Source organism: Veillonella rogosae JCM 15642 (assembly GCF_002959775.1).
Classification (GTDB): domain Bacteria; phylum Bacillota; class Negativicutes; order Veillonellales; family Veillonellaceae; genus Veillonella; species Veillonella rogosae.
The window spans coordinates 35,381-60,357 of sequence record NZ_PPCX01000007.1; the positions used below are offsets into that span (position 1 = coordinate 35,381).

The following is a 24,977-nucleotide window of genomic DNA, read 5'->3' on the forward strand; positions in this document are numbered from 1 at the left end:
CTCAATTCGTTTATACAACTAAATTACTATTGAAAGGGGTAATATTTTGGGTCGATTTACTAAAAATATCGTCCTTTATTTACTTATCATTGCCGCTTTCGTTATCGCCATTGACGCTTTCTCTGGTCAAAGTGCGAATAAATCTGAACTTAGTTATACAGGATTTATTCAACAAGTACAACAGAAAAAGGTTGAGTCCGTAACGATTACCAATGATCACGGTATTAAAGGTAAACTAAAAAATGGAACAGAGTTCAATTCTTATGCGCCTAGTGATGAAACATTAATTAAAACATTACAAGATAATGGCGTAGAAATCACAGCAGCTCCACCTGAGCAACCAGCTTGGTGGATGAGCCTGTTAGGTTCTGCTATTCCTATTATCATCTTGGTCGTATTGTTCTTCTTTATCATGCAACAAACACAAGGTGGCGGTGGCCGAGTGATGAACTTCGGTAAAAGCCGTGCTAGATTGATGGGTGAAGGTAACGTAAAGGTTAGCTTTAAAGATGTAGCAGGTGCTGAAGAAGCAAAACAAGAATTAGAAGAAGTAGTAGAATTCTTGAAGGATCCAGGTAAATTTACAACAATCGGTGCTAAAATTCCGAAAGGTGTATTGCTCGCAGGACCTCCAGGTACAGGTAAAACATTGCTTGCTAAAGCCGTTGCTGGTGAAGCAGGGGTACCATTCTTTACGATTTCCGGTTCTGATTTCGTAGAAATGTTCGTAGGTGTTGGTGCATCTCGTGTGCGCGATCTTTTCACACAAGCGAAAAAGAATGCTCCATGTATTATCTTCATCGACGAAATTGATGCGGTTGGTCGTCAACGTGGCGCAGGTCTTGGTGGTGGTCACGATGAACGTGAACAAACATTGAACCAATTGCTCGTTGAAATGGATGGCTTCGGTGCCAACGAAGGTATTATTACCATCGCCGCTACAAACCGCCCAGATATTCTTGACCCAGCGCTGTTGCGTCCAGGTCGTTTTGACCGTCAAGTTATCGTAGGTCGTCCAGACTTACGCGGTCGTGAAGCAATCTTGAAAGTACATGCTCGTAACAAGCCATTGGCTGACGATGTAGACTTAAAAACAATTGCGAAGAAAACTCCAGGCTTTACTGGTGCTGACTTGAACAACTTGTTAAACGAAGCGGCTTTATTGGCGGCTCGCCTTAACAAAAAAGTTATCACTATGGCTGAAGTTGAAGAAGCAAGTGAAAAGGTTAGCATGGGTCCTGAACGCCGCAGTCATATTGTGAGCGAGAAAGACCGTAAGTTAACAGCGTACCATGAATCTGGTCATGCTATTGTGGCACATTTATTGCCTCATGCGGATCCTGTTCATAAGGTAACAATCATTCCTCGTGGCGCAGCAGGTGGTTACACTATGATGCTTCCTACAGAGGAACAAAATTACAAAACAAAATCTCAATTATTAGCGGATATTCGCGTAGCTCTTGGCGGTCGAATTGCAGAGGCCTTAATCCTAGATGAAATCAGTACAGGTGCTTCTGGTGACCTTCAAAGCGTAACGAATACAGCTCGTGCGATGGTAACGCGTTGGGGTATGAGTGATGAGCTTGGTCCTATCGTATTTGGTGAACAACAAGAACAAGTATTCTTGGGTAAAAACCTTGGACACGAGCGCAACTATAGTGAAGAGATTGCAGCAAAAATCGACTCTGAAATTCATCGCATTGTAGAAGAAGCGTACAAAGATGTAACAAAACTTCTCAGCGAAAATGAAAAATTCTTACATGACATGGCAAATGCTTTGTTAGAAGAAGAAACAATCGATTCTAAAGCTGTAGATAATCTTTATAAATATGGTACAACGAAAGCCCCTGAAGTTGAGGAGCCTAAAGAAGCTCTAGAAGCGGCAGGTATTGTAGTACCAGAGGTGGTTGAAGCTAAAGAAAACACTGCTACAGTGGATGCTCCTAGTGAAACACCTTCTAATGAAATCAAATAATGAGATATCTAAATAAAAGAGCTGGCCTCGTTGAGGACCAGCTCTTTTTATATATGTTCTTTTGATTATAATTACCTATTACTAGCTATAGTACTTAGTATTCTATCTATATTGTGAAGCTCGTAATGTAGTTGGTGAGGATTAGCTATTGGCCATCATTAATATGACGTGTTGCCAAGTACTGTTGAATTCTACGCTCTTTTCGGGCTTTTAAATATTTTTGAGCCAGTACATTTGGAATTGCTACACCAATCGCAATACTTACAATAGTAAGGACGCCTGTTACACTGTTTTGGACCATATGAAGTAAGCCGGATTCTGATAGTGCGTTGATATGAAGCATATCAAAGAGGAATCTGTAATATAAAATACCAGGCATTAAGGCTATAGCAGATGGGACGATGATAATTGTGCTAGATGTTCTCAGCCAAGTAGAAACTTTTACATAGATTACGCTCATTACAGCGGCGCCTACAAAGGTAGCACCTGGAATGGAGAAGCCAAATTCAACAGTTAATAAATTGCGGATAAATACGCATAATACACCACCAATACCAATGGATACTAGTAATCGGACAGGGGCGTTAAATAGTACTGCAAAGGATGCGGCTGCTGTAAAAGCCCCTATAATTTGCTCAATGGTTAATACATGAGGCTTAATATCTACAAAGCTAAAGGCCGGCATAGGGCTAAAGTATAATGCCATGGCCATGCCTAAGGTCATGCTACCAACGATAAGGATCGTTCTAATAGCTCTTGTAATTCCCGATAAAATATGGTTGTTGATGGTATCAATAACGGAGTTTATAAGAGGTACACCAGGTATCATAAATAAGGTACAACAAACAAGAACGTAAACTAACGAATCTTGTTCTATATGCGAGTAGAAACCATAGGCAGAAACCATGGCGGCAAAGCCGCCAATTGCAATGCCTACATATTCATTGCAACCAAAGCGTACCGATAAGGTACGACCAAAATAACCGATTAGAGAACAAATAACAGTTACAATAAAAGCTATTATATCGCCACTATATAAAAAGGCAAGGCCTGCTGATCCGAGGGCACAAGCAATACCCTTTATCCAATCAGGATATACTGGAATAGTGCAATCTAATTTTGAAATTAACTGTTCATAAGTTGTAAGTGAATAATGTCGTTCAAAGGCTCGCCAAGTTAGTTTAGATACTGCATTAATCATGGCCATATTGGGTACATGGACAGGTGTTTTTCTAAATACGGTAATAGATCGTTCTTTATGCAGTAAATTGACCATAATCGTAGTATAGGAAATATGTATATTTAAATAATCATGAGGAATACCCATAAATGTGGCGGCTTTAAGCATTTCTTCAATGATTCGATTTGTATCGGCACCACATTCCATGAGTAGTTTGCCTATGTTTAATAGGATATCTAGCTTTCTATGAATATGAATAAACGGGTTCTCAAGAACTTCATTTTTTTCTTTTAATGTAAATTGTTTCATATATCTCCCCAGATAATGATAGATTATACTATTGTTATCTTTTACATACGGTATAACTTAATACTATATGTATTATATCATTAATTACTATAAATAATCCTTGCTTTTTATAGGGGACACTTGTACAATCGAATTGTAAACCTAGGTTGACAAAGAAAGGGGCTCTAAACTATGCGTGATGAAGTGCTAGAATTCTTGAGACAAAACCAAGGTAGTTTCGTATCGGGACAAGATATGTCCGAAGCATGCCATGTTTCGCGCACAGCTATTTGGAAACATATCAAGGCGTTACGTCAAAAAGGCTACAAAATAGAATCTTATACCAAGAGGGGGTATCGATTATTGGAGGAACCTGATTTGTTAAGTCCATTGGCCATGAAGCAAATCTTAAAGACCGATGTGTTTGGCAAACGATATGTTTATATGGATGTTACAGAGTCTACAAACCTAGAGGCTCGTCGATTAGCTCAACAAGGTGCTGAAGAAGGTACTGTTGTCGTTACAGAAGAGCAAGCAGCTGGTCGTGGTCGCTTATCTCGTGGCTGGTATTCTCCATTTGGTAAAGGTCTATGGTTTAGTCTTATCTTGCGCCCTGATTTTGCGCCTGTAGAAGCACCAAAGTGTACGTTGATGGCCGCAGTGGCATTAACAAAGGCATTCCATAAAATGGGGCTCACTGATGCGGGTATTAAGTGGCCTAATGATATTTTAGTGAATGGCCGTAAATTGGTAGGTATCTTAACAGAAATGTCCGGCTCTATGGAGGAAATCTCTCATATTGTGATGGGCATTGGTGTCAATGTTAAAACAAAACAAGAAGAACTACCAGAAGAATTAAAATTAATTGCTACATCCCTCGCGATGGAAGGGATCGATATTGAGCGGACGGAAGCATTTAGAATTATATTAGAAGCCTTAGAGCATCAATATTATGATGTGCTTGATAGCGGCTTTGAGGAAACTCTCAATGAATGGCGTCAATTATCGGTGACTCTCGGTGAAGAAATCGAGGTTCGCGCTCCTGGTAATACCTATGAAGGGGTAGCAACCGATATTGATGAAGATGGTAATTTATTAGTAAGAATCCCGGATGGGACTGTTAAACGTGTTATGGCAGGGGACGTATCAATTCGTCCGCGTAAATAGGAGGCATTCATGTTATTAGTAATTGATGTGGGGAACACCAACATTGTTCTCGGTGTATACGACAAGGCAGAGCTTGTAGGTCACTGGCGTATTTCCACGGATCGGGTTCGTACCACTGATGAATATGGCATGTTGATGATGAACTTGTTCTTCCACGATCGCAAGGTTGATGTGAAAGATATTAAAGATATTATCATTTCTTCTGTTGTACCTCCAATGATGCCTACCTTAGAACGTGTATGTTTACGTTATTTCAATGTGAATCCTCTTATCGTAGGTCCTGGTACTAAAACAGGTATTGCTATTAAGTATGATAATCCGCGTGAAGTCGGTGCGGACCGCATCGTAAATGCTGTAGCGGCTCATGAAAAATACAAGGGTGACTTGATTATTATCGACTTTGGTACAGCAACTACTTATTGTGCAGTACAAGGTAATGGCGATTATATGGGCGGTGTTATTACGCCAGGTGTAACAATTTCTGCGGAGGCTCTATTCCAACGGGCTGCTAAATTGCCACGTATTGAAGTAAGAGATCCAGGGCAAGTCATTTGCCGGAATACCGTATCTTCTATGCAATCCGGTATGTTCTACGGCTACGTAGGCCAAGTAGAGGGTCTCGTAACGCGCATGAAAGCAGAAATGGGCGACCACGTAACTGTAGTGGCTACAGGTGGTTTGGCACAGCTTATCAGCAGTGCTACAGACTGCATTGACCATGTAGAGCCTATGCTTACACTAGAAGGTTTACGCCTTATTTACGAAAGAAATAAATAATGCTACTATAATATAGTTACGTATATGTAACGAAGTAGTGTACATTCGGGTACAGCTTATGCTGTACCCTTTTTGTTAGGGGATATAGAATTATATGAATCATAAACAGTGGCAAATAGGGTCCGTCAAAATTGATGGTCAAGCCATATTAGCGCCTATGGCAGGGGTAAGCGATATTGCCTATCGCTTACTTGCTAAAGAGCATGGCGCCGCCATGGTTTGCACCGAAATGGTTAGCGCCATGGGCATTAAATATAAAAATGAGCGCACTCATGAATTGTTGCGTATTGAAGAGGTAGAACGCCCTGTATCTATGCAAATCTTTGGTTCCAATCCAGAAGCAATTGCGTTAGGCGCAAAGGTAGTAGCTGATGCAGGTGCCGATATTGTAGATATTAATATGGGCTGTCCTGTGAAAAAGGTAGTAACCTCTGGTGATGGTTCTGCTCTTATGAAAAATCCAGATTTAGCAGCTCGTGTAGCAGAGGCTGCGGTTAAGGCCGTCGATGTGCCTGTAACCGTAAAAATGCGAATCGGTTGGGATAGTGATTCCATCAATGTTGTGGACTTTGCTAAGCGCATCGAATCTACAGGTGTGGCGGCTATTGCAGTACATGGCCGTACTAAGGAGCAAATGTACAGTGGGCATGCTGATTGGTCTTATATTAAGGCTGTAAAAGAGGCTGTGTCTATACCTGTTATTGGTAATGGCGATATAGTAGAGCCTGAAGATGCAAAGCAAATGCTTGATGAAACGGGTTGTGATGCGGTAATGGTAGGCCGTGGTGCACAGGGGAATCCTTGGATCTTTGGTCGTATTCACCATTATTTGGCGACTGGTGAAATATTACCGGCGCCTACAGATATTGAGCGTCTCGATATGCTATTAAAACATTTTGATTTGTTATGCCAATATAAGGGTGAAAGTATGGCCGTTAAGGAAATACGAACTCATGCAGGGTGGTATATGAAGGGACTTCCTGAATCTGCCTATTGGCGCAATCGTGTGAATACAATTCATACTGTAACAAGCTTTCACGATGAGCTAGACTCATACCGTAAAATACTGGCTGCAATGTAGTGAGATTGACAAATGAATAGTATTTTTATATAATGGTTGAGATAATTTAGAAACAAAAGACAAGGTGTCATCTTACTATGGCACTTTTTCTTATTATTTATATGTAGAAAGAGTGGGGTACCCATGGCAGACGTAAAAGAAACATTACTTACCGCCGACGGTTTAAAGAAATTAGAAGAAGAATTAGCGTACTATAAATCTGTACGTCGTATTGAAGTATCTGAACGTATTAAGACAGCTATTGAATATGGCGATATCAGTGAAAACTCTGAATATGATGATGCAAAAAATGAACAAGCTTTCATCGAAGGTCATATTGTAGAGTTAGAAAATAAAATTAACACGGCGAAAATCATTGACGAGTCCGTAAAGGGCGATGTTGTATCTGTAGGTAGTAAAGTTGTTGTACTTGATACGATGTACAATGATGAATTGGAATATGTTATCGTTGGTTCCTCTGAAGCGGATCCATTTAACAATCGTATCTCTAACGAATCTCCTGTAGGTAAAGCTATTTTGGGCAAACGCAAAGGTGATGAAGTAGAGGTTTCCACACCAGATGGTCCTGTAACATTCAAAGTGTTAGCAATCCAATAATTTACATTTACTGACGAAGAGGCGATAACATGAGTGAAGAAATTAAAAATGTACAAGAAGAGCTGAATGAGCAAATGCAAATTCGCCGCGACAAATTGGCTGAATACGAAGCAGATGGCATCTATCCATTTGGTCAACGTTTTGTTGTAAAAGATAATGCAAAAGAAATTAAAGATGACTTCTTCTTGAAATATGATGGTCAACCTGTAGTTATTGCAGGGCGCTTGATGACAATCCGTTCCCATGGTAAAACGGCATTTGCTAATGTTCGTGATAAATCTGGGGATATTCAAGTATATTTCCGTAAAGATGTATTGGGCGAAGAGGCTTATAAATACGTAAAAATGCTTGATATCGGTGATATCATCGGTGTAGAAGGTCATGTATTTAAAACTCATACAGGTGAAGTTACAATTAAAGTTAACAAATTAACTTTGTTATCTAAATCTTTACGTCCATTGCCAGAAAAATGGCATGGTTTAAAGGATACAGAACTTCGTTACCGTCAACGTTATGTTGATTTGATCGTAAATCCTGAAGTTCGTGATACATTTGTAAAACGTTCCCAAATCGTTGCTAAAATTCGCGAATACATGATGCGTGATGGTTTCATGGAAGTAGAAACACCAATGATGCATGCTATCCCTGGTGGTGCTGCAGCTCGTCCATTCATCACTCACCACAATGCGCTTGATATCGATATTTACATGCGTATTGCACCAGAATTGTACCTCAAACGCTTGATCGTTGGTGGTATGGACCGCGTATTCGAAATGAACCGTTGTTTCCGTAACGAAGGTATCGATAATCGTCATAATCCAGAATTCACTACTATCGAATCTTACCAAGCGTATGGCGATGTTGAGGATGCTATTCGCTTAACAGAAAACCTTGTGTCCTACTGTGCACAAGAGGTTCTAGGTACACAAGAAATCACATACCAAGGTACTGAAATCAATTTGACTCCACCTTGGAACCGTATCACAATGGCAGAAGGTGTAAAAAAATACACTGGTGAAGACTTTGATGCAGTAACTACTGTTGAAGAAGCTCGTGCTATTGCAGATCGTTTAAATGTAGAATACACAGAAAATGATGGTATTGGTAAAATCTTAAATGCTTGCTTCGAAGATTATGTAGAAGAAAACTTGATTCAACCAACTATCGTATATGGTCATCCAAAAGAAATTTCTCCACTTGCAAAAGCAAGTCGTGAAAATCCATTGGCTACAGAACGTTTTGAAGCGTTCATTTATGGTCGTGAATTGGCCAACGGCTTCTCCGAGTTAAATGACCCGATCGACCAAAAACAACGTTTCTTGGATCAATTGAAAGAACGCGAAGCTGGCGATGATGAAGCTCACCGTATGGATGAAGACTTCGTTACAGCTCTTGAATACGGTTTACCTCCAACAGCAGGTTTAGGTGTTGGTATCGACCGTCTCGTTATGTTCTTAACAGACTCTGCATCCATCCGCGATGTATTGTTGTTCCCATTGATGAAACCAGAAGCTCCTAAGCATATTGAAGCTGAAGAAGAAGCAGCTGAATAATCTAACATATAAAGGCTCCCTATTCTTTGAGTAGGGAGCTTTTTTACATGACCATAATGTACTACGTTAAATACTATAAGCATATAAAGTATTGACATGAAGAGAGGAGGCTATGGTGAAACATTTAAAAATTGCTTTTACCGATAGTGTAAAACCTTGGATTAGTTCTATCGAGGACCGTACATGCATACCTATTAATGAAACGGATTTTACCAACATAGGTGCCGTTGTGGTGAGCGCCTCTGAAATGGATGTACTCGATAATGAGCAAATCCGTTCGTTTGGAATACCTGCTATTGTAATGGTAGTAGATCCATCCCATACTATATCTTTTGATATGGAGCAAATTGGGGCGGTAATAGATGTTACATCTACTAGCATAAATGACTATAAAGGGACGATAGAGCAGATTGTAGCAAGCTATGAAGCTTTGATTTTGCCCCCTTTCTTTAAGGCTTTATCTGATTATGTAGGAGATAACAATGCTCAATTTGATTGCCCAGGACATCAAGGGGGACAGTTTTTTGCTAAGCATCCTACGGGACGTGCCTTTTTTGATTTCTTTGGAGATCATATTTTCCGTGCAGACCTTTGTAATGCCGATGTAAAGCTTGGTGATCTTTTAATCCACGAAGGTTATGCTCATGATGCGCAGGCTCATGCAGCTGCAGTGTATAATGCGGATAAAACATATTTTGTATTAAACGGCACATCTTCTGCCAACAAAGTAGTACTCAATGCTCTTTTAACGCCAGGCGATATTATTTTATATGATCGCAATAATCATAAATCTATTTGCCATGGCGGTCTCGTTATGTCCGGTGCCACACCGATATATTTAGAGACCGCACGGAATCCGTTTGGTTCCATTGGTGGTATTCTAGAGCATTGTTTTGATGAAAGCTATATTCGGAATTTAATCGGTGAGAAGGATCCTAATAAAGCCAAAGCAGACCGTCCAATTCGGCTAGCCGTTATTCAATTAGGTACCTATGATGGTACGATTTATAATGCGCGCCAAGTAGTAGATAAAATAGGTCACTTGTGCGACTATATTTTCTTTGACTCTGCCTGGGTTGGGTATGAACAGTTTATTCCTATGATGAAAGATTGTAGTCCTTTATTATTAGAGCTAGGTCCTAATGATCCTGGAATTTTAGTGACTCAATCTGTACATAAGCAACAAGCGGGCTTCTCTCAAGCGTCTCAAATCCATAAGAAAGATAAACATATCAAAGGACAAGACCGTTATGTAGATCATAAGCGTTTTAATAACTCCTTTATGATGCATGCTTCCACATCCCCTTTTTATCCACTCTTTGCATCTCTCGATGTAAATGCCAAAATGCATGAAGGTGAATTGGGAAAACAGTTGTGGCGTGAATGTATTGAAGTAGGAATTGATGCCCGTAAGTCGGTATTAAGCCACTGCAAATATCTGAGACCTTTGGTAGCACCTATAGTACATGGTAAGAAGTGGGAAGAAGGCAATACACAAGAGATGGCTAATGATGTGAGTTATTTTGCCTTTGAACCAAATGCAAAATGGCATTCCTTTAAAGGCTATGGTGAAGGGCAGTACTTTATCGATCCTTGTAAATTCCAGTTGATTACGCCTGGTATTAATGTTGAAACAGGGGCGTATGAAGACTTTGGTATTCATGCCAATATATTGGCCAATTACTTGCGGGAAAATAGAATTATTCCAGAAAAGTGTGACCTCAATACGATTCTATTCCTTATGACTCCTGCAGAATCTAAAGCGAAAATGGATGCATTAGTCGATCAGCTTGTGCGTTTTGAAGAGCTTATAGACCGCAATGCCCCTATGGAAGAGGTGTTGCCGTCGATTTACTATAGCTATCTAGATAAATATAAAGGTTATCATATTCGCCAACTCTGTCAAGAAATGCATGATTTTTATAAAGCTAGAAACGTGAGTACTCTACAACAACGTTTGTTCTCCAAGGAATACTTCCCAGAATATGTAATGAATCCACAAGAGGCAAACTTTGAGTTCCAACGCAATAAGGGAGAGCTTGTGCCTTTAGATGAGGCGGAAGGTCGCATTGCGCTTGAAGGAGCTTTGCCGTACCCACCAGGTGTATTATGCGTACAGCCCGGAGAACGATGGTCTCGGACTGCTTGTGATTACTTCCTTGCTTTAGAAGAAGGAATTAATCAATTACCTGGATTTGCTCCAGAGATACAAGGCGTATACCTTATTGAACAACCAGATGGCTCTAAAAAAGCATACGGTTATGTATTGAAAAAGGAATATGAAATGTAAATCATAAATAGTTATTGACAGTGCATAAAAATAACTTTATACTAGGTGCATAGATTGTATTATAAGCATAACAGATATGAGAAAAATTCATAAAATGAAAATTTCTTATTTAGCCTTATCAATAGTAAATAGCAGATAAGGATTAACTGTATAGACATATTGCTAATCTTGTATAACCTTGACGGGATGGGTCAAGGCTCTCTAGCGTAAACCGAAATTTACGACTACAAGAGCATCTTTATGATGCTCTTGTAGTCGTTTTTTTATTTATCTATTTTATTTCTTTTTCTAAAAGTTTGGAGGAATATGAGATGAGTTCAATGGAGTACGAAAGAACAAATGAAGCAAATGGTTTTCTTGATCGCTTTTTCAAGTTAACCCAACATGGCACATCAGTGAAAACTGAGTTTTTTGCAGGTATTACGATGTTTATTGCGTCAGTATATATTCTGGCAGTAATACCAAACTTATTATCTGTATCAGGCATGCCGCATGCTAGTGCAGTGGCAGCGGTTGTGTTAACAACAGCTTTTGCGACCATGCTTATCGGTTTAGTGGCTAATGTTCCTGTTATCGTAGCACCAGGACTTGGTCTCAGTGCGTTCTTCTCGTACACTATTTGTGGTGCCATGGGTCTTAGTTGGCAAACTGCATTAGGTGCCGTTTTTATTTCCGGTACAGTATTTGTTATTTTAACGGTTACTAAAGTTCTTAACAAAATTGTAGATGGTATTCCACAAGTACTGAAAACATCGATTGGTGTAGGTATTGGTTTATTCGTTGCTTTCATCGGTTTTAAAAATGCTCATATTATCGTACCTAATAATGCAACCTTTGTAACCCTAGGTAACATGCAAGATCCAGCGGTATTATTGACTTTACTAGGCTTATTTATTACTAGTATTTTGCTGGCAAAACAAGTTAAAGGCGGCTTACTAATCGGCATGGCGTTCACTACAATTGCAGCAATGGCTTTAGGTTTAACTAAGATACCTGCTACAAGTGCGGATATCTTTAACTTGGTGCCACCAGTTCCAGTTGATACATTCGGTCAACTAGATATAATGGGCGCTATTAAATATGGTATTTTCTCTATTATTTTCTCTATCACTATTGTAGATATGTTTGATAATATCGGCACATTGATTGGTGTTACGAGAAAAGCAAATTTGGTAAATGAAGATGGTAAGTTCGAAGGGTTAGATAAAGCCTTGCTATGTACTTCTATTGGCGCTGCAGCAGGTGCCGTTGTAGGTACTTCTACAGTTACTTCTTACATTGAAAGTGCGGCAGCCGTTGCCGACGGTGGTCGTACAGGTCTTACAGCCGTTGTAACAGGTCTTTTATACTTGGTAGCCTTGTTCTTTGCACCATTGTTCTTATTGGTACCACCACAAGCTACTGCACCGGTACTTATCACAATTGGCGTATTTATGATGAGTGAGGTAACACATATTGACTTCACTGACTTTACAGAAGCATTGCCAGCATTCTTAACAATTCTTCTTATGCCTTTAACATTCAGTATTGCTCAAGGTTTATCTTTTGGTTTTATCTCTTATACATTGATTAAATTGACTACAGGTCGTCGTCATGAAATTCATCCTATTATGTATATCATGACATTGGCATTTATTATTCACTTTGCCATCTAAAACGCCTATACTATGAATCATATAGCATTGTATATTGATTGAAAATTAATCTAGCATGTGGTATAGAGCGACTCATCTATAATCTTGAACATGCGAGGAGGTTATATGAATTCAACAATCATTTTAAAAGGAAATATTCTATATACACCACGTCCATCAGAATTTGTAGCTATTCAACAAGGTTATGTTATTGCCGTCGATGGTGTAGTAGTTCATTGTGGTGAAAGTATACCACCAGCGTATGGAGAACATCCGATTACAGATTATGGTGATCATCTCATCATCCCCGGTTTTGTGGATACTCATGCTCATGCACCGCAATATTGCAATCGCGGTTTAGGTATGGATAAGGAGCTCTTACCTTGGCTTGAAACGTATACCTTCCCAGAGGAAGCAAAGTTTAGTGACAAAGAATATGCTCGTTTAGTATATGGCGCCTTTGTACACGACTTATGGCGAAATGGCACGACGCGAAGCATCTTGTTTGGTACGATTCATAAAGATAGTACATTAGTATTGATGGAGCTTTTACAAAAAGCAGGTTTATCTGCCTATGTAGGCAAGGTCAATATGGACCGCAATAGTCCAGAATTTTTAATTGAAGACACACATCAATCCTTAGCTGATACTAAAGAGTGGTTAGAAGCATCAGCTCAATTTGGTCCTTTAGTAAAACCAATTATTACGCCTCGTTTTGTTCCATCTTGTACAAGCGAGTTAATGAGTGGTTTAGGTAACTTGGCACAAGCGTATAATGTGCCGGTTCAATCTCACTTGTCAGAAAATCATGGTGAAATTGACTGGGTAGCAGCCCTACTTCCTGAGGCAGCTAATTATACAGATGTGTACTATGAACATCATCTCATGGGGAAGGTGCCGACAGTGATGGCTCATTGCATTCATTTAAGTGACGTAGAAATGGACCGCATGGCAGAAACACAAACTATGGTGTCTCATTGCCCGTATTCAAATGTAAATTTATCTAGTGGTATTGCACCGATTCGTAAATTGTTTGAGCGGAAAATACCTATTGGCTTAGGTTCCGATATTTCTGGTGGACATATTGTATCTATGGCGAAGGTTCTTACCGAAGCCATTGGACTATCCAAGATGAAATGGGTGGAAGTGGATCAAATGTATGCGCCACTTACATTGAGTGAAGCCTTCTATATGGCTACAAAGGGCGGCGGTAAGTTCTTTGGCAAGGTGGGCAGCTTTGAAAAAGGTTGTGAACTTGATGCTCTTGTTATCGACGATACGACGTTGTTTGACCCTAATGAACGCTCCTTAGAAGAGCGATTGGAACGTTGGTTGTACGTAGGCGATGATCGACACATCGTAGAGCGCTATGTAGCTGGTAAAGTAGCTCCAGAGCCTACGAACTAAATAAGGATTAAAAGGATTCCAAAGATTGAAAATTTACTCCTTATAGAAAAAGAATATTGATACATTACAAGCAGCTGATTTGAAACGCATTCAAATCAGCTGCTTTTTGCGTATCAATGTACTTGGTGTATAATAAAAGGATGTAAAAATTAAGAAAGTGGGGAACTTAATGGATATATTAGGCGCAAGGCGCTCTATTGAACAAAAGTTATTAATGCAGTCTGTTGCCTTGATGGCACTTGTGGCCGTTAGTGGTACTATAATGGGGATTGTTACAGGGTCTAGTGCGGTCTTATTAGATGGTGTATTTTCCTTCGTGGACGTAGTTATTAAGATTATGATGCTTATGACTGCTAAGCTTGTAGCGAGAGAAACAAGTAAGCGATTCCAGTTTGGCTTCTGGCAATTTGAACCGCTTGTGTTAGCTGTAGAAGGTTTCTTTATTTTACTTATTGTCATTTATGCTTTATCGAGTGGTATTACAGACCTTTTATCTGGTGGTCGTCATGTAGACTTTGGACCAGCTATTTATTATGCTATATTCTTTACTATTGCAGATACTGCGTATTATTTATATGTACGTCGTATTAATAAAAGTTTACAGTCTAACTTGATTAAGTTTGATAATGTAAGTTGGTATGTAGATGCCTTGTTAGAGGCGGCTATTTTGATTAGCTTTGTGGTAGCTACCATGCTAGAAGGAACGGCATACGCTGAATGGGCAGCTTATATTGACCCTATCGTATTAATTGTATTAGCCGTACAGATGTTACCGTCTGCGATCCATATTATTGTACCATCTATGAAGCAAATCTTGGGGTGGGCACCATCTTCATTACATAATGAAGTACAAGAAATTATGGATCGTTTTATGGAGAAATATAATTTCAAAGATTATGTAACGAGTGTGCAAGTATATGGCAGTACCCGTATCATCGAGATTGATATTTTAGTTCGCAAGAATTTCCCATATCAGACAATTGCTGAGATTGATGCAATTCGCAACGAAATTGACCAAGAAATCGGCGGTAATCCAACAGAGAAGTGGGTTACTATATCTTTCACAGGCACTCGCAAATGGATGGCGAAAGATTATTTGCTAGACGAAGAAGATGATGAGTAGTAAAAAATATTGATGAAAAGACTAGTATATAACGTATAATTTAATGATAAATACACCAATATATGGTATACTTAAACGTATTGAATATATTGTACGTAGCATAGTTGGAAAATGAGGTTTATAGCATGTTAGATTTAAAATTTGTCCGAGAAAATATTGATTTAGTGCAACAAAACTTAGATAACCGTCACACAACAGGCGATTTGGAAACCTTTGTATCCGCTTATGATGAACGTCGTCAGTTGATTGGTAAGGTAGAAGAATTAAAAGCGCTTCGCAATTCCGTAACTGAAGAAATTAGCCAATTAAAACGCAATAAAGAAAATGCGGATGATAAAATCGCAGAAATGAAAAAAGTAGGCGACGAAATTGCTGAGCTTGATAACCGTATTCGCGAAGTGGAAGCTGATTTGCGTGATGCGGCGTTAATGTTGCCAAATATGTGTGATCCATCTGTTCCAGTTGGTGCTGATGAAGAGGAGAACGTAGAGCAACGCAAATGGGGCGAACCACGTCAATTTGATTTTGAAGCGCAAGCTCATTGGGATTTAGGCGAAAGTCTTGATATTCTAGACTTTAATCGCGCTGGTAAAATGAGTGGTGCCCGCTTTACTGTATATAAAGGTTTAGGTGCTCGTTTAGAACGTGCCTTGATCAATTTCATGGTTGATCTTCATGTAGACAAACACGGCTATACTGAAATGATGACTCCATACATGGTAACTCGTGAAACATTGACTGGTACTGGTCAATTACCTAAATTTGCTGAAGATATGTACCATGTAGAGGATACAGAATATTTCTTGATTCCTACGGCTGAGGTTACATTGACTAACTACCATGGTGGTGAAATCTTGAGCGAAGAGGAATTACCTAAATACTACACTGCATTTACTGCATGTTTCCGTGCTGAAGCAGGTTCTGCAGGTCGCGATACTCGTGGTCTTATTCGTCAACATCAATTCAACAAAGTTGAAATGGTAAAATTAGCTAAACCTGAAGACTCTTTCAAAGAATTAGAAACTTTGACAGATAATGCAGAAGAAGTATTACGTTTATTAGAATTACCATTCCGTGTTATCACTCTTTGTACAGGTGATATGGGCTTTGGTTCTGCTAAAACATATGACGTAGAGGTATGGATGCCAGCACAAGGCAAGTACAGAGAAATTTCTTCTTGCTCCAATATGACAGACTTCCAAGCTCGTCGTGCTAATATTAAATTCCGTCGTGGTCCTAAAGGCAAACCTGAATTTGTTCATACATTAAATGGTTCTGGTCTTGCGGTGGGCCGTACAGTGGCAGCTATTTTAGAAAATTGCCAACAAGCTGATGGTTCCGTAGTGATTCCAAAGGTTTTGGTACCTTATATGGGTGGCGTTGAAGTCATTACACCTGCGAAATAAGAGGGGGAATTCTATGAAATTCTTTATTGATACAGCAGAAGTTGATGAGATTAAAGAGGCCTATGCCTTTGGTTTTATTGATGGTGTTACGACAAATCCATCTCTTATCGTGAAAGCCAAACGGGACTTAAAGCAAGTTATTTCTGAAATTACAAATCTTGTAGAAGGTCCTGTTAGTGCAGAGGTTATTTCCACTGATGCTGAAGGCATGGTAGCAGAAGCGCATGATCTTGTAAAATTAGGCTCTAATGTAGTTATTAAAGTGCCTATGACTCCTGAAGGTCTTAAAGCCGTTGCAGTTTTAAGCAAAGAAGGCATTAAAACAAATGTAACTTTAATCTTCTCTGCTAATCAAGCGTTGTTGGCGGCTCGTGCAGGTGCTACTTATGTTAGTCCATTTGTTGGTCGCGTTGATGACATCAGCATGGATGGCCTTACATTGATTCAAGATATTGCATACATCTTTGCTATTCATGAAATTGAAACTGAAATCATTGCTGCTAGTGTGAGAACGCCGTTGCACATCATTCAATGTGCTAAAGCGGGTGCTCATATTGCAACCGTTCCATTTAAAGTGCTTATGCAAGCTATGAAACATCCATTGACTGATGCAGGCCTTGCGAAGTTCATGGAAGATTGGAAGCAAGCTAATCAATAAGTTAAGTAAAGACTCTGGGTAGGAGTCATATCAAAACATAGAGGACTTATAAGGAGGCCCATTATGGATCGTACATTATCTTTGGAATTTGCTCGTGTGGTTGAAGCAGCCGCTTTGCGCAGTGGTCGTTTGCTTGGTCGCGGTCAAAAAGACGCAGCTGATGGTCTAGCTGTAGACGCTATGCGTCAAGCTTTTGACTCTGTTCGCATTTCTGGTACTGTAGTTATCGGTGAAGGTGAAATTGACGAAGCTCCTATGCTTTACATTGGTGAACATGTAGGTGCAGGTGGCCCAGAAGTAGATATCGCAGTTGACCCTATTGAAGGTACAAACTTAATTGCAAAAGGTCAAAACGGCGCTATTGCAGTTATGGCAATCGCTGAAAAAGGTGGCTTATTACATGCACCAGATATGTACATGGAGAAACTTTGTGTTGGTCCTCGCGGTGCAGGTGCTATCGATATTACAAAATCTTTGACTGAAAACATCAAAAATGTAGCTGCTAAAATGGAACGTAGTGTAGAGGAAATTACGTTGGTTATGCTCGATCGTGAGCGTCATCAAGGTTTGATGAAAGAAGCGCGCGAAGTAGGTGCTCGTATTATGCTCATCTCCGACGGTGATGTTAACCCAGCTATGGAATGTTGTATCGAAGGTTCTGGTGTACACATGGTTGTTGGTACTGGTGGTGCACCAGAAGGTGTATTAGCTGCTGCTGCATTAAAATGTGTAGGCGGTGATATGCAAGCTCGCTTAAAACCAGAAACTGATGAAGAAATTCGTCGTTGCCATGAAATGGGTATTACCGATGTAAACCAAGTTCTTACTTTGGATGATCTAGTTCGCACTGATGATGTTATCTTTGCGGCTACAGCTATTACACGTGGTAATCTATTGAACCCAATTCAATACTTCCCAGGTGGTGCGCGTACACATACTATTGTAATGCGCTCTAAAACTGGTACTGTACGCTTCCTTGATACAGTACACATGGATGATAAATTGAAATCCTTAAAAGCAAAATAATGAGAAGCCCCTCTACATGAATGGGACCTAGAAGTTTAACAATACTTTTGGGTGAAACTATTCAAAAAAGAGGGGCTTTTTTCTCAGTATTTTCTCACATTCTCTTGATGAGATATATCGAAAAATAGTATAATAACATTTAGTATATGACGTTATAAATACAACGTCTTGTAGTTTATACAAGATGATCGATATAAAGTGTAGGAGGAATTCTGTTGGAAAAGCTAATCATTCAAGGTGGCAATCGGTTGGAAGGCCGTGTACGTGTTAGTAGTGCTAAAAATGCGGTACTCCCTATTATTGCCGGTACTTTGCTAGCATCAACACCTAGTAAATTACTTGAAATTCCAAATTTGGAAGATGTAGGTACGATTTGCCAAGTTATCGAGTCTTTGGGGGTTAAAATTACTCGTAATGAAGCAGATGATGAAATCATTTTTGATGCATCTACATTGACTGCTACTGAAGCTCCTTATGAACTTGTACGTAAAATGCGTGCATCCTTCCTTGTAATGGGGCCTCTTTTGGCGCGTAAAGGGGAGGCTAAAATCTCCATGCCTGGTGGCTGTGCTATCGGCGCGCGTCCTATCGACCTTCACTTAAAAGCTTTTGAAGCTTTAGGTGCTAAAATTGAAATTACTGAAGATTATGTATATGCTCATGCTCCTGAAGGCCTTAAAGGTACTCAAATTTACTTGGACTTCCCAAGTGTAGGGGCTACAGAAAACGTAATTATGGCCGCTTCTATGGCAGAAGGTAAAACTGTTATTGAAAATGCTGCAGAAGAGCCTGAAATCGTTGATTTAGCAACATTCTTGAACGCTATGGGCGCCAATATCCGCGGTGCTGGTACAAACGTAATCCGTATTGAAGGTGTACCTCAATTGCATGGTGCTACTCATACGGTTATTCCTGACCGTATTGAAGCTGGTACATATTTGATTGCAGCGGCTATGGCTGGCGGTGATGTATTCGTAGAAAATGCGTTACCAGAACATTTGAAGCCTGTAGTAGCTAAATTAAAAGAAGCTGGCGTTACTGTAGAGGAAGAAATCGACGGTATTCGCGTTATCAGCACTGGTAAAGGCATTAAAGCTGTTGATATTAAAACATTACCATATCCTGGCTTCCCAACAGATATGCAAGCTCAATTTATGGCGCTCACTACGATTGCAGAAGGTACAAGTACAGTAACAGAGACGGTATTTGAGAACCGCTTCATGCACGTAGCTGAACTTCGTAAGATGGGTGCTCATATCGATATCGATAATCGCCAAGCGATTGTAGAAGGTATGCCTCGCTTGCACGGTGCCGTAGTAAATGCTACTGACTTGCGTGCTGGTGCAGCTCTTGTTTGTGCTGCGTTGACTGCTGAAGGTAGAACTGAGGTAGGTCGTCTACATCATATCGACCGTGGCTATGATGATTTTGTAGGTAAATTGCAAAGGTTAGGTGCTGATATTGTTCGGGTTGACGAATAAGAGTACAGAGCCAAAACAGAATAATAAGAAAAGAAGCCGGCGCTCTAAAGGGCCGGCTTTATACAACGAGCAACAAAACCTAGGTGCTGCAAAGGTTGAAAACTCTAAGGCGAGCGCGACTCGTAAGCCCTTGCGTAGAACAAAGCGCAAGTCTACGAAACTTTCAGAAGGTGTTGCAAAACAAGCGAATCACTTAGCCTCTAATATGCGCGAGGCCATGGTTAAGGTCACAAAAATGCGCCGTGCAGAGCGCCGTAGTCGTGAAACCGTAGCCATTGCTAAAACTACGCCTGCCATGACATTAAAGCGCTTAGTTCGTCCTGAGCAAGTTGGAGATTTGATGGGACGCTTGAATCGATCTTTAAATTTCGATTTAGGTATCGATTTAGGGACTGCCAGCATTCTCATTTTTGCTAAGGGAAAGGGCTTGGTGCTTGATGAACCATCTTATATCGCTCGAGATGATAAAACGGGGGATATTCTTGCGTTAGGTGAGGCGGCCCGTTCCATGGTAGGTCGTACGCCAAAGGGGATATCTGTCATTAGACCTGTTCAAGCCGGTGTTATTGCAGACTATGATATGACAGAATTCATGTTAAAGTACTTTATTCGCTCCGTTGTACCGGCTTCTCGATTGATGAAAACACGGATTATCGTATGTGTTCCATCAGGTATTACACCTGTGGAGAAGCGCGCCATTTTAGAGGCTTTGCTTAGAACCGGTGCTAAAAAGACTGTTCTTATTGAAGAGCCACTGGCTGCTGCTATGGGGACTGGTCTCAACGATGCTAAGCAAGTAGGCGCTATGGTTGTTGATGTTGGTGGAGGTACCACGGATATTGCTGTTCTTTGCGATACAGGTGTCGTTGTAAGTGAGTCTCTCCGTATAGGTGGAGATTCTTTTAACGAATCTATTATTCGTTATATTCGTCGGAAGAAGCGTCTTGTCATTGGACCATTAACAGCAGAAAAGATTAAAATTTCTGTAGGCACCGTGGATCGCCGTGCTAAGGAACGTACTATAGAGGTACGTGGACGCGATGCGAGCTCTGGTTTACCAAAGATGGTAGCGGTGAACTCTTTAGAAATTCAGCGTGCTTTAGAGGCACAAGTCATGAATATTTTAGAGGGCATTAAATCTATTTTAGAAAAAACACCGCCTGAACTTGTGGCTGCCATTAATGATCACGGTATCATCCTAACGGGTGGTGGTGCTCTTATCGATGGTTTAGACCGAGTTATAACACGCTCTATTGGCATTGCCGCATACCTTGTGGAATCTCCGCGATATGCAGTTATTAAAGGCGTTGCAAAGGCTCTTGATGAAATGTCACAACTTCGTGATACATTAGATGAGTTACAATGATATACGATTTTGATTTAAGATAAACGTAACGAAGTTACTAACTATGGATTGATTATTATTTAATGATTTTTCTATAGCTGGTAACTTCGTTTTTTAGTTTATATTTTTGAAATTTTCATCTTTATGATGTATACTATAGTAAAAGTATATTGTATAAAATTGATATAAAATATATGACCATTGATATGGTTTATCGTTGTAGAGGAATTATATATGAAACGATATCTATACATAACTTTTGCTGTTTTAGGTTTCTTAGGCAGCACTGTTCCTTATGCTGAAGCAGGTAATTTAACAGGGGTACGCGTATCTAATCATGAAGGTACTAGCCGCATAGTTCTGGATGTATCTGAAATGCCCGTGTCTTGGACTCGCTCCTATAATGAAGCTACCCATGCTCTCACTCTTAATTTAGGGGGGACTACAAATGGTTTGACAGGGCCTATTAGTCAAAATGATACAAAGACAGGTGTTCTAAAAGGTATTGGTTTGCAGCCAGTAAATGGAAGTTTACAAGTAACTTTAACGGCAAATAAAGATGTACAACATCATGAGTTCACCTTGGAAAAACCAACACGTATCGTTGTAGATCTATTTTCTAGCTATGCCCAACAGACTACAAAAGATATAAATAAATCTGTGGCGTACAGCAAGATTAATAACACAGTGCCTGAAGGTAAAATTCAAGCTTATGCTTTAACTGTAGATAATGATTCACCTATGGTGGTAGCCCATGTTCCGGAAGGAAAAACCTTGGCGGCTGTCAGTCAGGCTCATACTTCTTTGATTGGAGCGAAGGTAAAAGGTGGTAGTTTTGAACGTCCTTATTCTGTAGCTAGTGATGGCACCATCGATTTAGAGCGTATCTCTAATCGTGGTACTTTGCGGTATACTCCGAATCGCGGTTATTTCATAGAAGAGAAAAAGCCCTTATTACAAGCTAAAACACAAAAAGAAAGCTTTATGATTACTGCTGTAAATGCACCGCGCAAAGAGAATGCTTTAACATTGTATACGAATGCTTATGGTCCCTCCACGAAGACCAATGACTATGGCTATGAAGTGACTGTAGCCAATGGTAAGGTTATTAGCGGACAAAATGGTAACTCTAAGTTAGGGGAGAACCAATATGTATTATCCGGTCACGGTGAGGCTCGCGAGGCTTTACGTAAGTTAAAGGTAGGTACACCTATTTCGATACAAAATAGACCGGAGCTTGCTCAAGTGAGCACAATAGGGGGTGCTAGTCTACAAGCAGGGACGATGGTGATGAAAAATGGTCGCTATGTAGGGGCCGATTCATCTAATAATAAAGCGCGTAGCTTTATAGGTACTACAAAGGACCATAATTTGGTAGTATTAGCTGTTGATAAAGTAGGCCTTCAATCTGTGGGGGTCACTCAAAAAGAAGGGGCAAATCTACTTTCTAAGCTTGGCGTAGTCGACGGTGCTGAGTTGTCTAATCAAGGTAGTGTTGACTTAGTTGTGAAAGATGAGTATGTACATAAGTCAACTTCTTCACCTGCGAGCTATGAGGATATTGTAATCATAAAATGAATTCGTTGCATACAATTTTGTTTGAAAAATTGCTAATAATTTAGTATACTATACATACATAACTAATTTTGTAAAAGGAGGGATCGTTATGAAAAGAGTAGTGTTGGCCTTAGCTGCGCTAGGCATTTTAAGTGTTAGCTCTGTAATGGCGGCCCCTGTATCATACCAAAGTGTATTAACAGGTAAAGTTGCCTCTACAGTTTCTGTTGGCGCTTCTGTAACAGAAGGTCAAACATTGGTGACTGTCGAAACATTAGCTGGCCCTATGGCTGCTGCTAAATCTACTGTAACTGGTACTGTATCGGCGGTTAATGTTACAGTGGGTTCAGACGTTTCTCGTGATCAAATCGTTGTCACCGTAGAAAGTAAATAAAGGAGAGAAGGAATGAAGTTTTCTCATTCTTGGCGTCGGTATAGAAAAGCGATACTGGCGCTTTTCTTCTGTACTTCACTTACAGCTGCACAGGCTGTCGATTTCATGCCTGTCAATGATGTAACTACAGGTATGGAAGGTATTGCAAAAACTGTAATCGTAGGGGATACTATCTCCACCTTTGATGTAAAGGTGCTTGGTGTCATGAAGGATAAGGGACCATCTGGTCATCTTATTTTGGCAAAATTCTCCGGTCCTATTATGGAACAAACCGGTGGTATTGCTCATGGTATGAGTGGTAGCCCTGTATATATAAATGGCAAGCTCGTTGGCGCTGTTGCCTATGGCTGGGGGTTTGCAGACGGCACAATTGGGATGATTACTCCTATCGAGGATATGGTAAAACTATGGAATATTCCATATGAGAAGAATTTATCTAAACCTTGGGATGACACTCAGTTGATTCCTCTTGGAACGCCACTGATGGCTTATGGCTTTGATGCGGCATCCATGGATTACTTCAAATCCAAGCTGCCACAATATAAATATGAAACTTATGATACTGCTAGTGCTAGTGGTGATGAAATAGCAAAACCATTAGAGGCAGGTGGATCTGTAGCAGCATTATTAGTTGATGGAGATCTTAAATTAGGAGCTATCGGTACTGTTACCTATGTAGATGGTGAAAAAATCGTAGCCTTTGGTCACCCGTTCTTGAAGCATGGATCTTCAAACTACTTCATGCATAATGCGAGTATTTTTACCGTAGTTAAAAGTTATAATGCAGCATTTAAACTTGGCTCTATGGGACAAGAAGTAGGTTCTGTTACGGAGGATAGAGGGGCCGGCATCGCTGGTGTATCTGGCGTAATTGCTCATGGCATTCCATTGCGATTCCATCTTAAGGATCGCGATATGGGCCGTGATAAAACTAGCTCTGTTAAGGTCGTAGAAGATAGTGAAATGACACCAACCTTAGCAGCTACATCTTTGTATAATATGTTAAATAAAACATTAGATCGTAGTGGCTCTGGTACAGCGACAATTTCCTATACTATTACGCCTAAAGGAAAAGAGCACAAGCCGTTAACGCGAACAAATATGTTCTATAGCGCTGATTCTATTTCTGAGAAAGCCGTTGATGAGTTCTATAATGTCATCGATGTTCTAATGAATAATCGATTCATAAACTATGAAATTGCGGACATTACAGTTGAGACGGAAGTAACTCAAGATAAGAAAACAGCGAAGCTCATTGATGCGTCTGCATCATCTACTGTTGTTTCTCCTGGGGATACAATTGTTGTAGATGTTACTTTAGAACCGTTCCGCGGCGAAAAGGTTGTTAAACAAATCTTCTTTAAGGTTCCTGAAGATCAAGCAATTGGCAAATATACCTTAGAAGTACGTGGTGGTGGGGAAATTCCATTGCCATATGTTTTAGAAAAACAAAAATATAATTTAACAGATGAAATTTTGCGTCGTTTGAAAATTCATAAAGACTTTAATGAGCTTTACGATGAAATTCAAAAAACAGATACAAACAATCAAATCGTCGTAGAATTTTTGGAAGATGGTATTAGTCTAGTTGATGAAGATGGTTCTAAGTCTGTTAAAAAAGCTAAAATTAAAGATGTTGAATCAAAACCTATGCCAGGGGATGTACAAAAGAAAACAGGGCAAGAAGACTTGAGCTCTGGTAAAGATGATGATAAAAAAATCGAAAAGACTGCAGTTGATACTGAGTACATCGTACAAGGCGATGGTCAATTTACGATTCATGTTATGAAGCCAGCTGATCGTGATAAAGAATTAGCTAAACGCGTAAAAGAAGTTAAAAATCAGATCAAGATGGAACATAAATTAGAGTTGGAAGACCAAGCAAAGAAAGACAAAGCTGATAAAAAAGAAGCTAAAAAATCCGATAAAAAGGATGTAAAAGATTCCGCTAAAAAGGAGTCCAAAGATGCTGATAAAAAAGGCGAGTCTAAGGTTGATGGTACTAATTCAGCTGAATAAGTTAAGACTGTAAGGGGAA

General features: G+C 39.9%; 19 protein-coding genes and 1 riboswitch. Of the genes, 18 read left to right on the forward strand and 1 reads right to left on the reverse strand.

Annotated elements, in window-relative coordinates:
• Window positions 1-46: 46 nt before the first annotated feature.
• The gene (ftsH, locus tag VRHSUH09_RS03585; protein ID WP_105081406.1) at window positions 47-1,975 is read left to right on the forward strand and encodes an ATP-dependent zinc metalloprotease FtsH; all 1,929 of its coding nucleotides are present in this window, start codon (window positions 47-49) and stop codon (window positions 1,973-1,975) included.
• Between the two features lie 145 nt (window positions 1,976-2,120).
• Here the strand turns inward: ftsH and VRHSUH09_RS03590 are convergent, their stop codons facing one another.
• Window positions 2,121-3,464 carry a threonine/serine exporter family protein gene (locus VRHSUH09_RS03590; protein ID WP_105081407.1) on the reverse strand — a complete coding sequence of 448 codons (1,344 nt, stop codon included), beginning with the start codon at window positions 3,462-3,464 and terminating at the stop codon, window positions 2,121-2,123.
• A 171-nt stretch (window positions 3,465-3,635) separates the two neighbouring features.
• Between VRHSUH09_RS03590 and VRHSUH09_RS03595 the strand changes: the two genes are divergently transcribed.
• From VRHSUH09_RS03595 to VRHSUH09_RS03675, 17 genes are all read left to right on the forward strand, one after another.
• Window positions 3,636-4,610, forward strand: a complete 975-nt coding sequence (locus VRHSUH09_RS03595; RefSeq protein ID WP_105081408.1) for a biotin--[acetyl-CoA-carboxylase] ligase — start codon at window positions 3,636-3,638, stop codon at window positions 4,608-4,610.
• Between the two features lie 9 nt (window positions 4,611-4,619).
• Window positions 4,620-5,387, forward strand: a complete 768-nt coding sequence (locus VRHSUH09_RS03600; protein WP_105081409.1) for a type III pantothenate kinase — start codon at window positions 4,620-4,622, stop codon at window positions 5,385-5,387.
• Window positions 5,388-5,481: 94 nt separating this feature from the next.
• Entirely contained in the window at window positions 5,482-6,468 is a 987-nt protein-coding gene (gene dusB / locus VRHSUH09_RS03605; protein WP_105081410.1) for a tRNA dihydrouridine synthase DusB, read from the forward strand.
• A gap of 123 nt (window positions 6,469-6,591) precedes the next feature.
• The gene (greA, locus tag VRHSUH09_RS03610; protein ID WP_054747760.1) at window positions 6,592-7,065 is read left to right on the forward strand and encodes a transcription elongation factor GreA; all 474 of its coding nucleotides are present in this window, start codon (window positions 6,592-6,594) and stop codon (window positions 7,063-7,065) included.
• Between the two features lie 29 nt (window positions 7,066-7,094).
• Entirely contained in the window at window positions 7,095-8,618 is a 1,524-nt protein-coding gene (gene lysS, locus VRHSUH09_RS03615) for a lysine--tRNA ligase (RefSeq protein WP_105081411.1), read from the forward strand.
• A gap of 115 nt (window positions 8,619-8,733) precedes the next feature.
• Window positions 8,734-10,908 carry an ornithine decarboxylase gene (speC, locus tag VRHSUH09_RS03620; RefSeq protein WP_105081412.1) on the forward strand — a complete coding sequence of 725 codons (2,175 nt, stop codon included), beginning with the start codon at window positions 8,734-8,736 and terminating at the stop codon, window positions 10,906-10,908.
• A gap of 148 nt (window positions 10,909-11,056) precedes the next feature.
• Window positions 11,057-11,155, forward strand: a riboswitch (purine riboswitch).
• 64 nt (window positions 11,156-11,219) lie between these two features.
• Window positions 11,220-12,563, forward strand: a complete 1,344-nt coding sequence (locus VRHSUH09_RS03625) for an NCS2 family permease (RefSeq protein ID WP_054747764.1) — start codon at window positions 11,220-11,222, stop codon at window positions 12,561-12,563.
• A 105-nt stretch (window positions 12,564-12,668) separates the two neighbouring features.
• The gene (guaD, locus tag VRHSUH09_RS03630) at window positions 12,669-13,949 is read left to right on the forward strand and encodes a guanine deaminase (RefSeq protein WP_105081413.1); all 1,281 of its coding nucleotides are present in this window, start codon (window positions 12,669-12,671) and stop codon (window positions 13,947-13,949) included.
• A 169-nt stretch (window positions 13,950-14,118) separates the two neighbouring features.
• Window positions 14,119-15,072: a cation diffusion facilitator family transporter gene (locus tag VRHSUH09_RS03635; RefSeq protein ID WP_009352649.1), complete on the forward strand. Its 954-nt coding sequence runs from the start codon at window positions 14,119-14,121 to the stop codon at window positions 15,070-15,072.
• 125 nt (window positions 15,073-15,197) lie between these two features.
• Window positions 15,198-16,478, forward strand: coding sequence for a serine--tRNA ligase (gene serS / locus VRHSUH09_RS03640; protein WP_105081414.1), 1,281 nt, complete (start codon window positions 15,198-15,200; stop codon window positions 16,476-16,478).
• Window positions 16,479-16,491: 13 nt separating this feature from the next.
• On the forward strand, window positions 16,492-17,136 hold the full coding sequence (gene fsa, locus VRHSUH09_RS03645; RefSeq protein ID WP_054747772.1) for a fructose-6-phosphate aldolase: 645 nt from the start codon (window positions 16,492-16,494) through the stop codon (window positions 17,134-17,136).
• A 63-nt stretch (window positions 17,137-17,199) separates the two neighbouring features.
• Window positions 17,200-18,162: a class II fructose-bisphosphatase gene (glpX, locus tag VRHSUH09_RS03650; protein WP_054747774.1), complete on the forward strand. Its 963-nt coding sequence runs from the start codon at window positions 17,200-17,202 to the stop codon at window positions 18,160-18,162.
• Window positions 18,163-18,377: 215 nt separating this feature from the next.
• Window positions 18,378-19,643 carry a UDP-N-acetylglucosamine 1-carboxyvinyltransferase gene (gene murA / locus VRHSUH09_RS03655; RefSeq protein WP_105081415.1) on the forward strand — a complete coding sequence of 422 codons (1,266 nt, stop codon included), beginning with the start codon at window positions 18,378-18,380 and terminating at the stop codon, window positions 19,641-19,643.
• Window positions 19,624-21,009, forward strand: coding sequence for a rod shape-determining protein (gene mreB, locus VRHSUH09_RS03660; RefSeq protein ID WP_105081416.1), 1,386 nt, complete (start codon window positions 19,624-19,626; stop codon window positions 21,007-21,009). Before murA ends, mreB begins: the two co-directional genes overlap by 20 nt.
• Before the next feature lie 213 nt (window positions 21,010-21,222).
• Window positions 21,223-22,566 (forward strand): phosphodiester glycosidase family protein, encoded by a 1,344-nt coding sequence (locus VRHSUH09_RS03665; protein ID WP_105081417.1) that lies wholly within the window; start codon window positions 21,223-21,225, stop codon window positions 22,564-22,566.
• Window positions 22,567-22,654: 88 nt separating this feature from the next.
• Complete coding sequence (locus tag VRHSUH09_RS03670; protein WP_009352733.1) at window positions 22,655-22,939, forward strand: biotin/lipoyl-containing protein; 285 nt, start codon at window positions 22,655-22,657, stop codon at window positions 22,937-22,939.
• A 12-nt stretch (window positions 22,940-22,951) separates the two neighbouring features.
• Window positions 22,952-24,958, forward strand: a complete 2,007-nt coding sequence (locus VRHSUH09_RS03675) for a SpoIVB peptidase S55 domain-containing protein (RefSeq protein ID WP_105081418.1) — start codon at window positions 22,952-22,954, stop codon at window positions 24,956-24,958.
• Window positions 24,959-24,977: the final 19 nt, after the last annotated feature.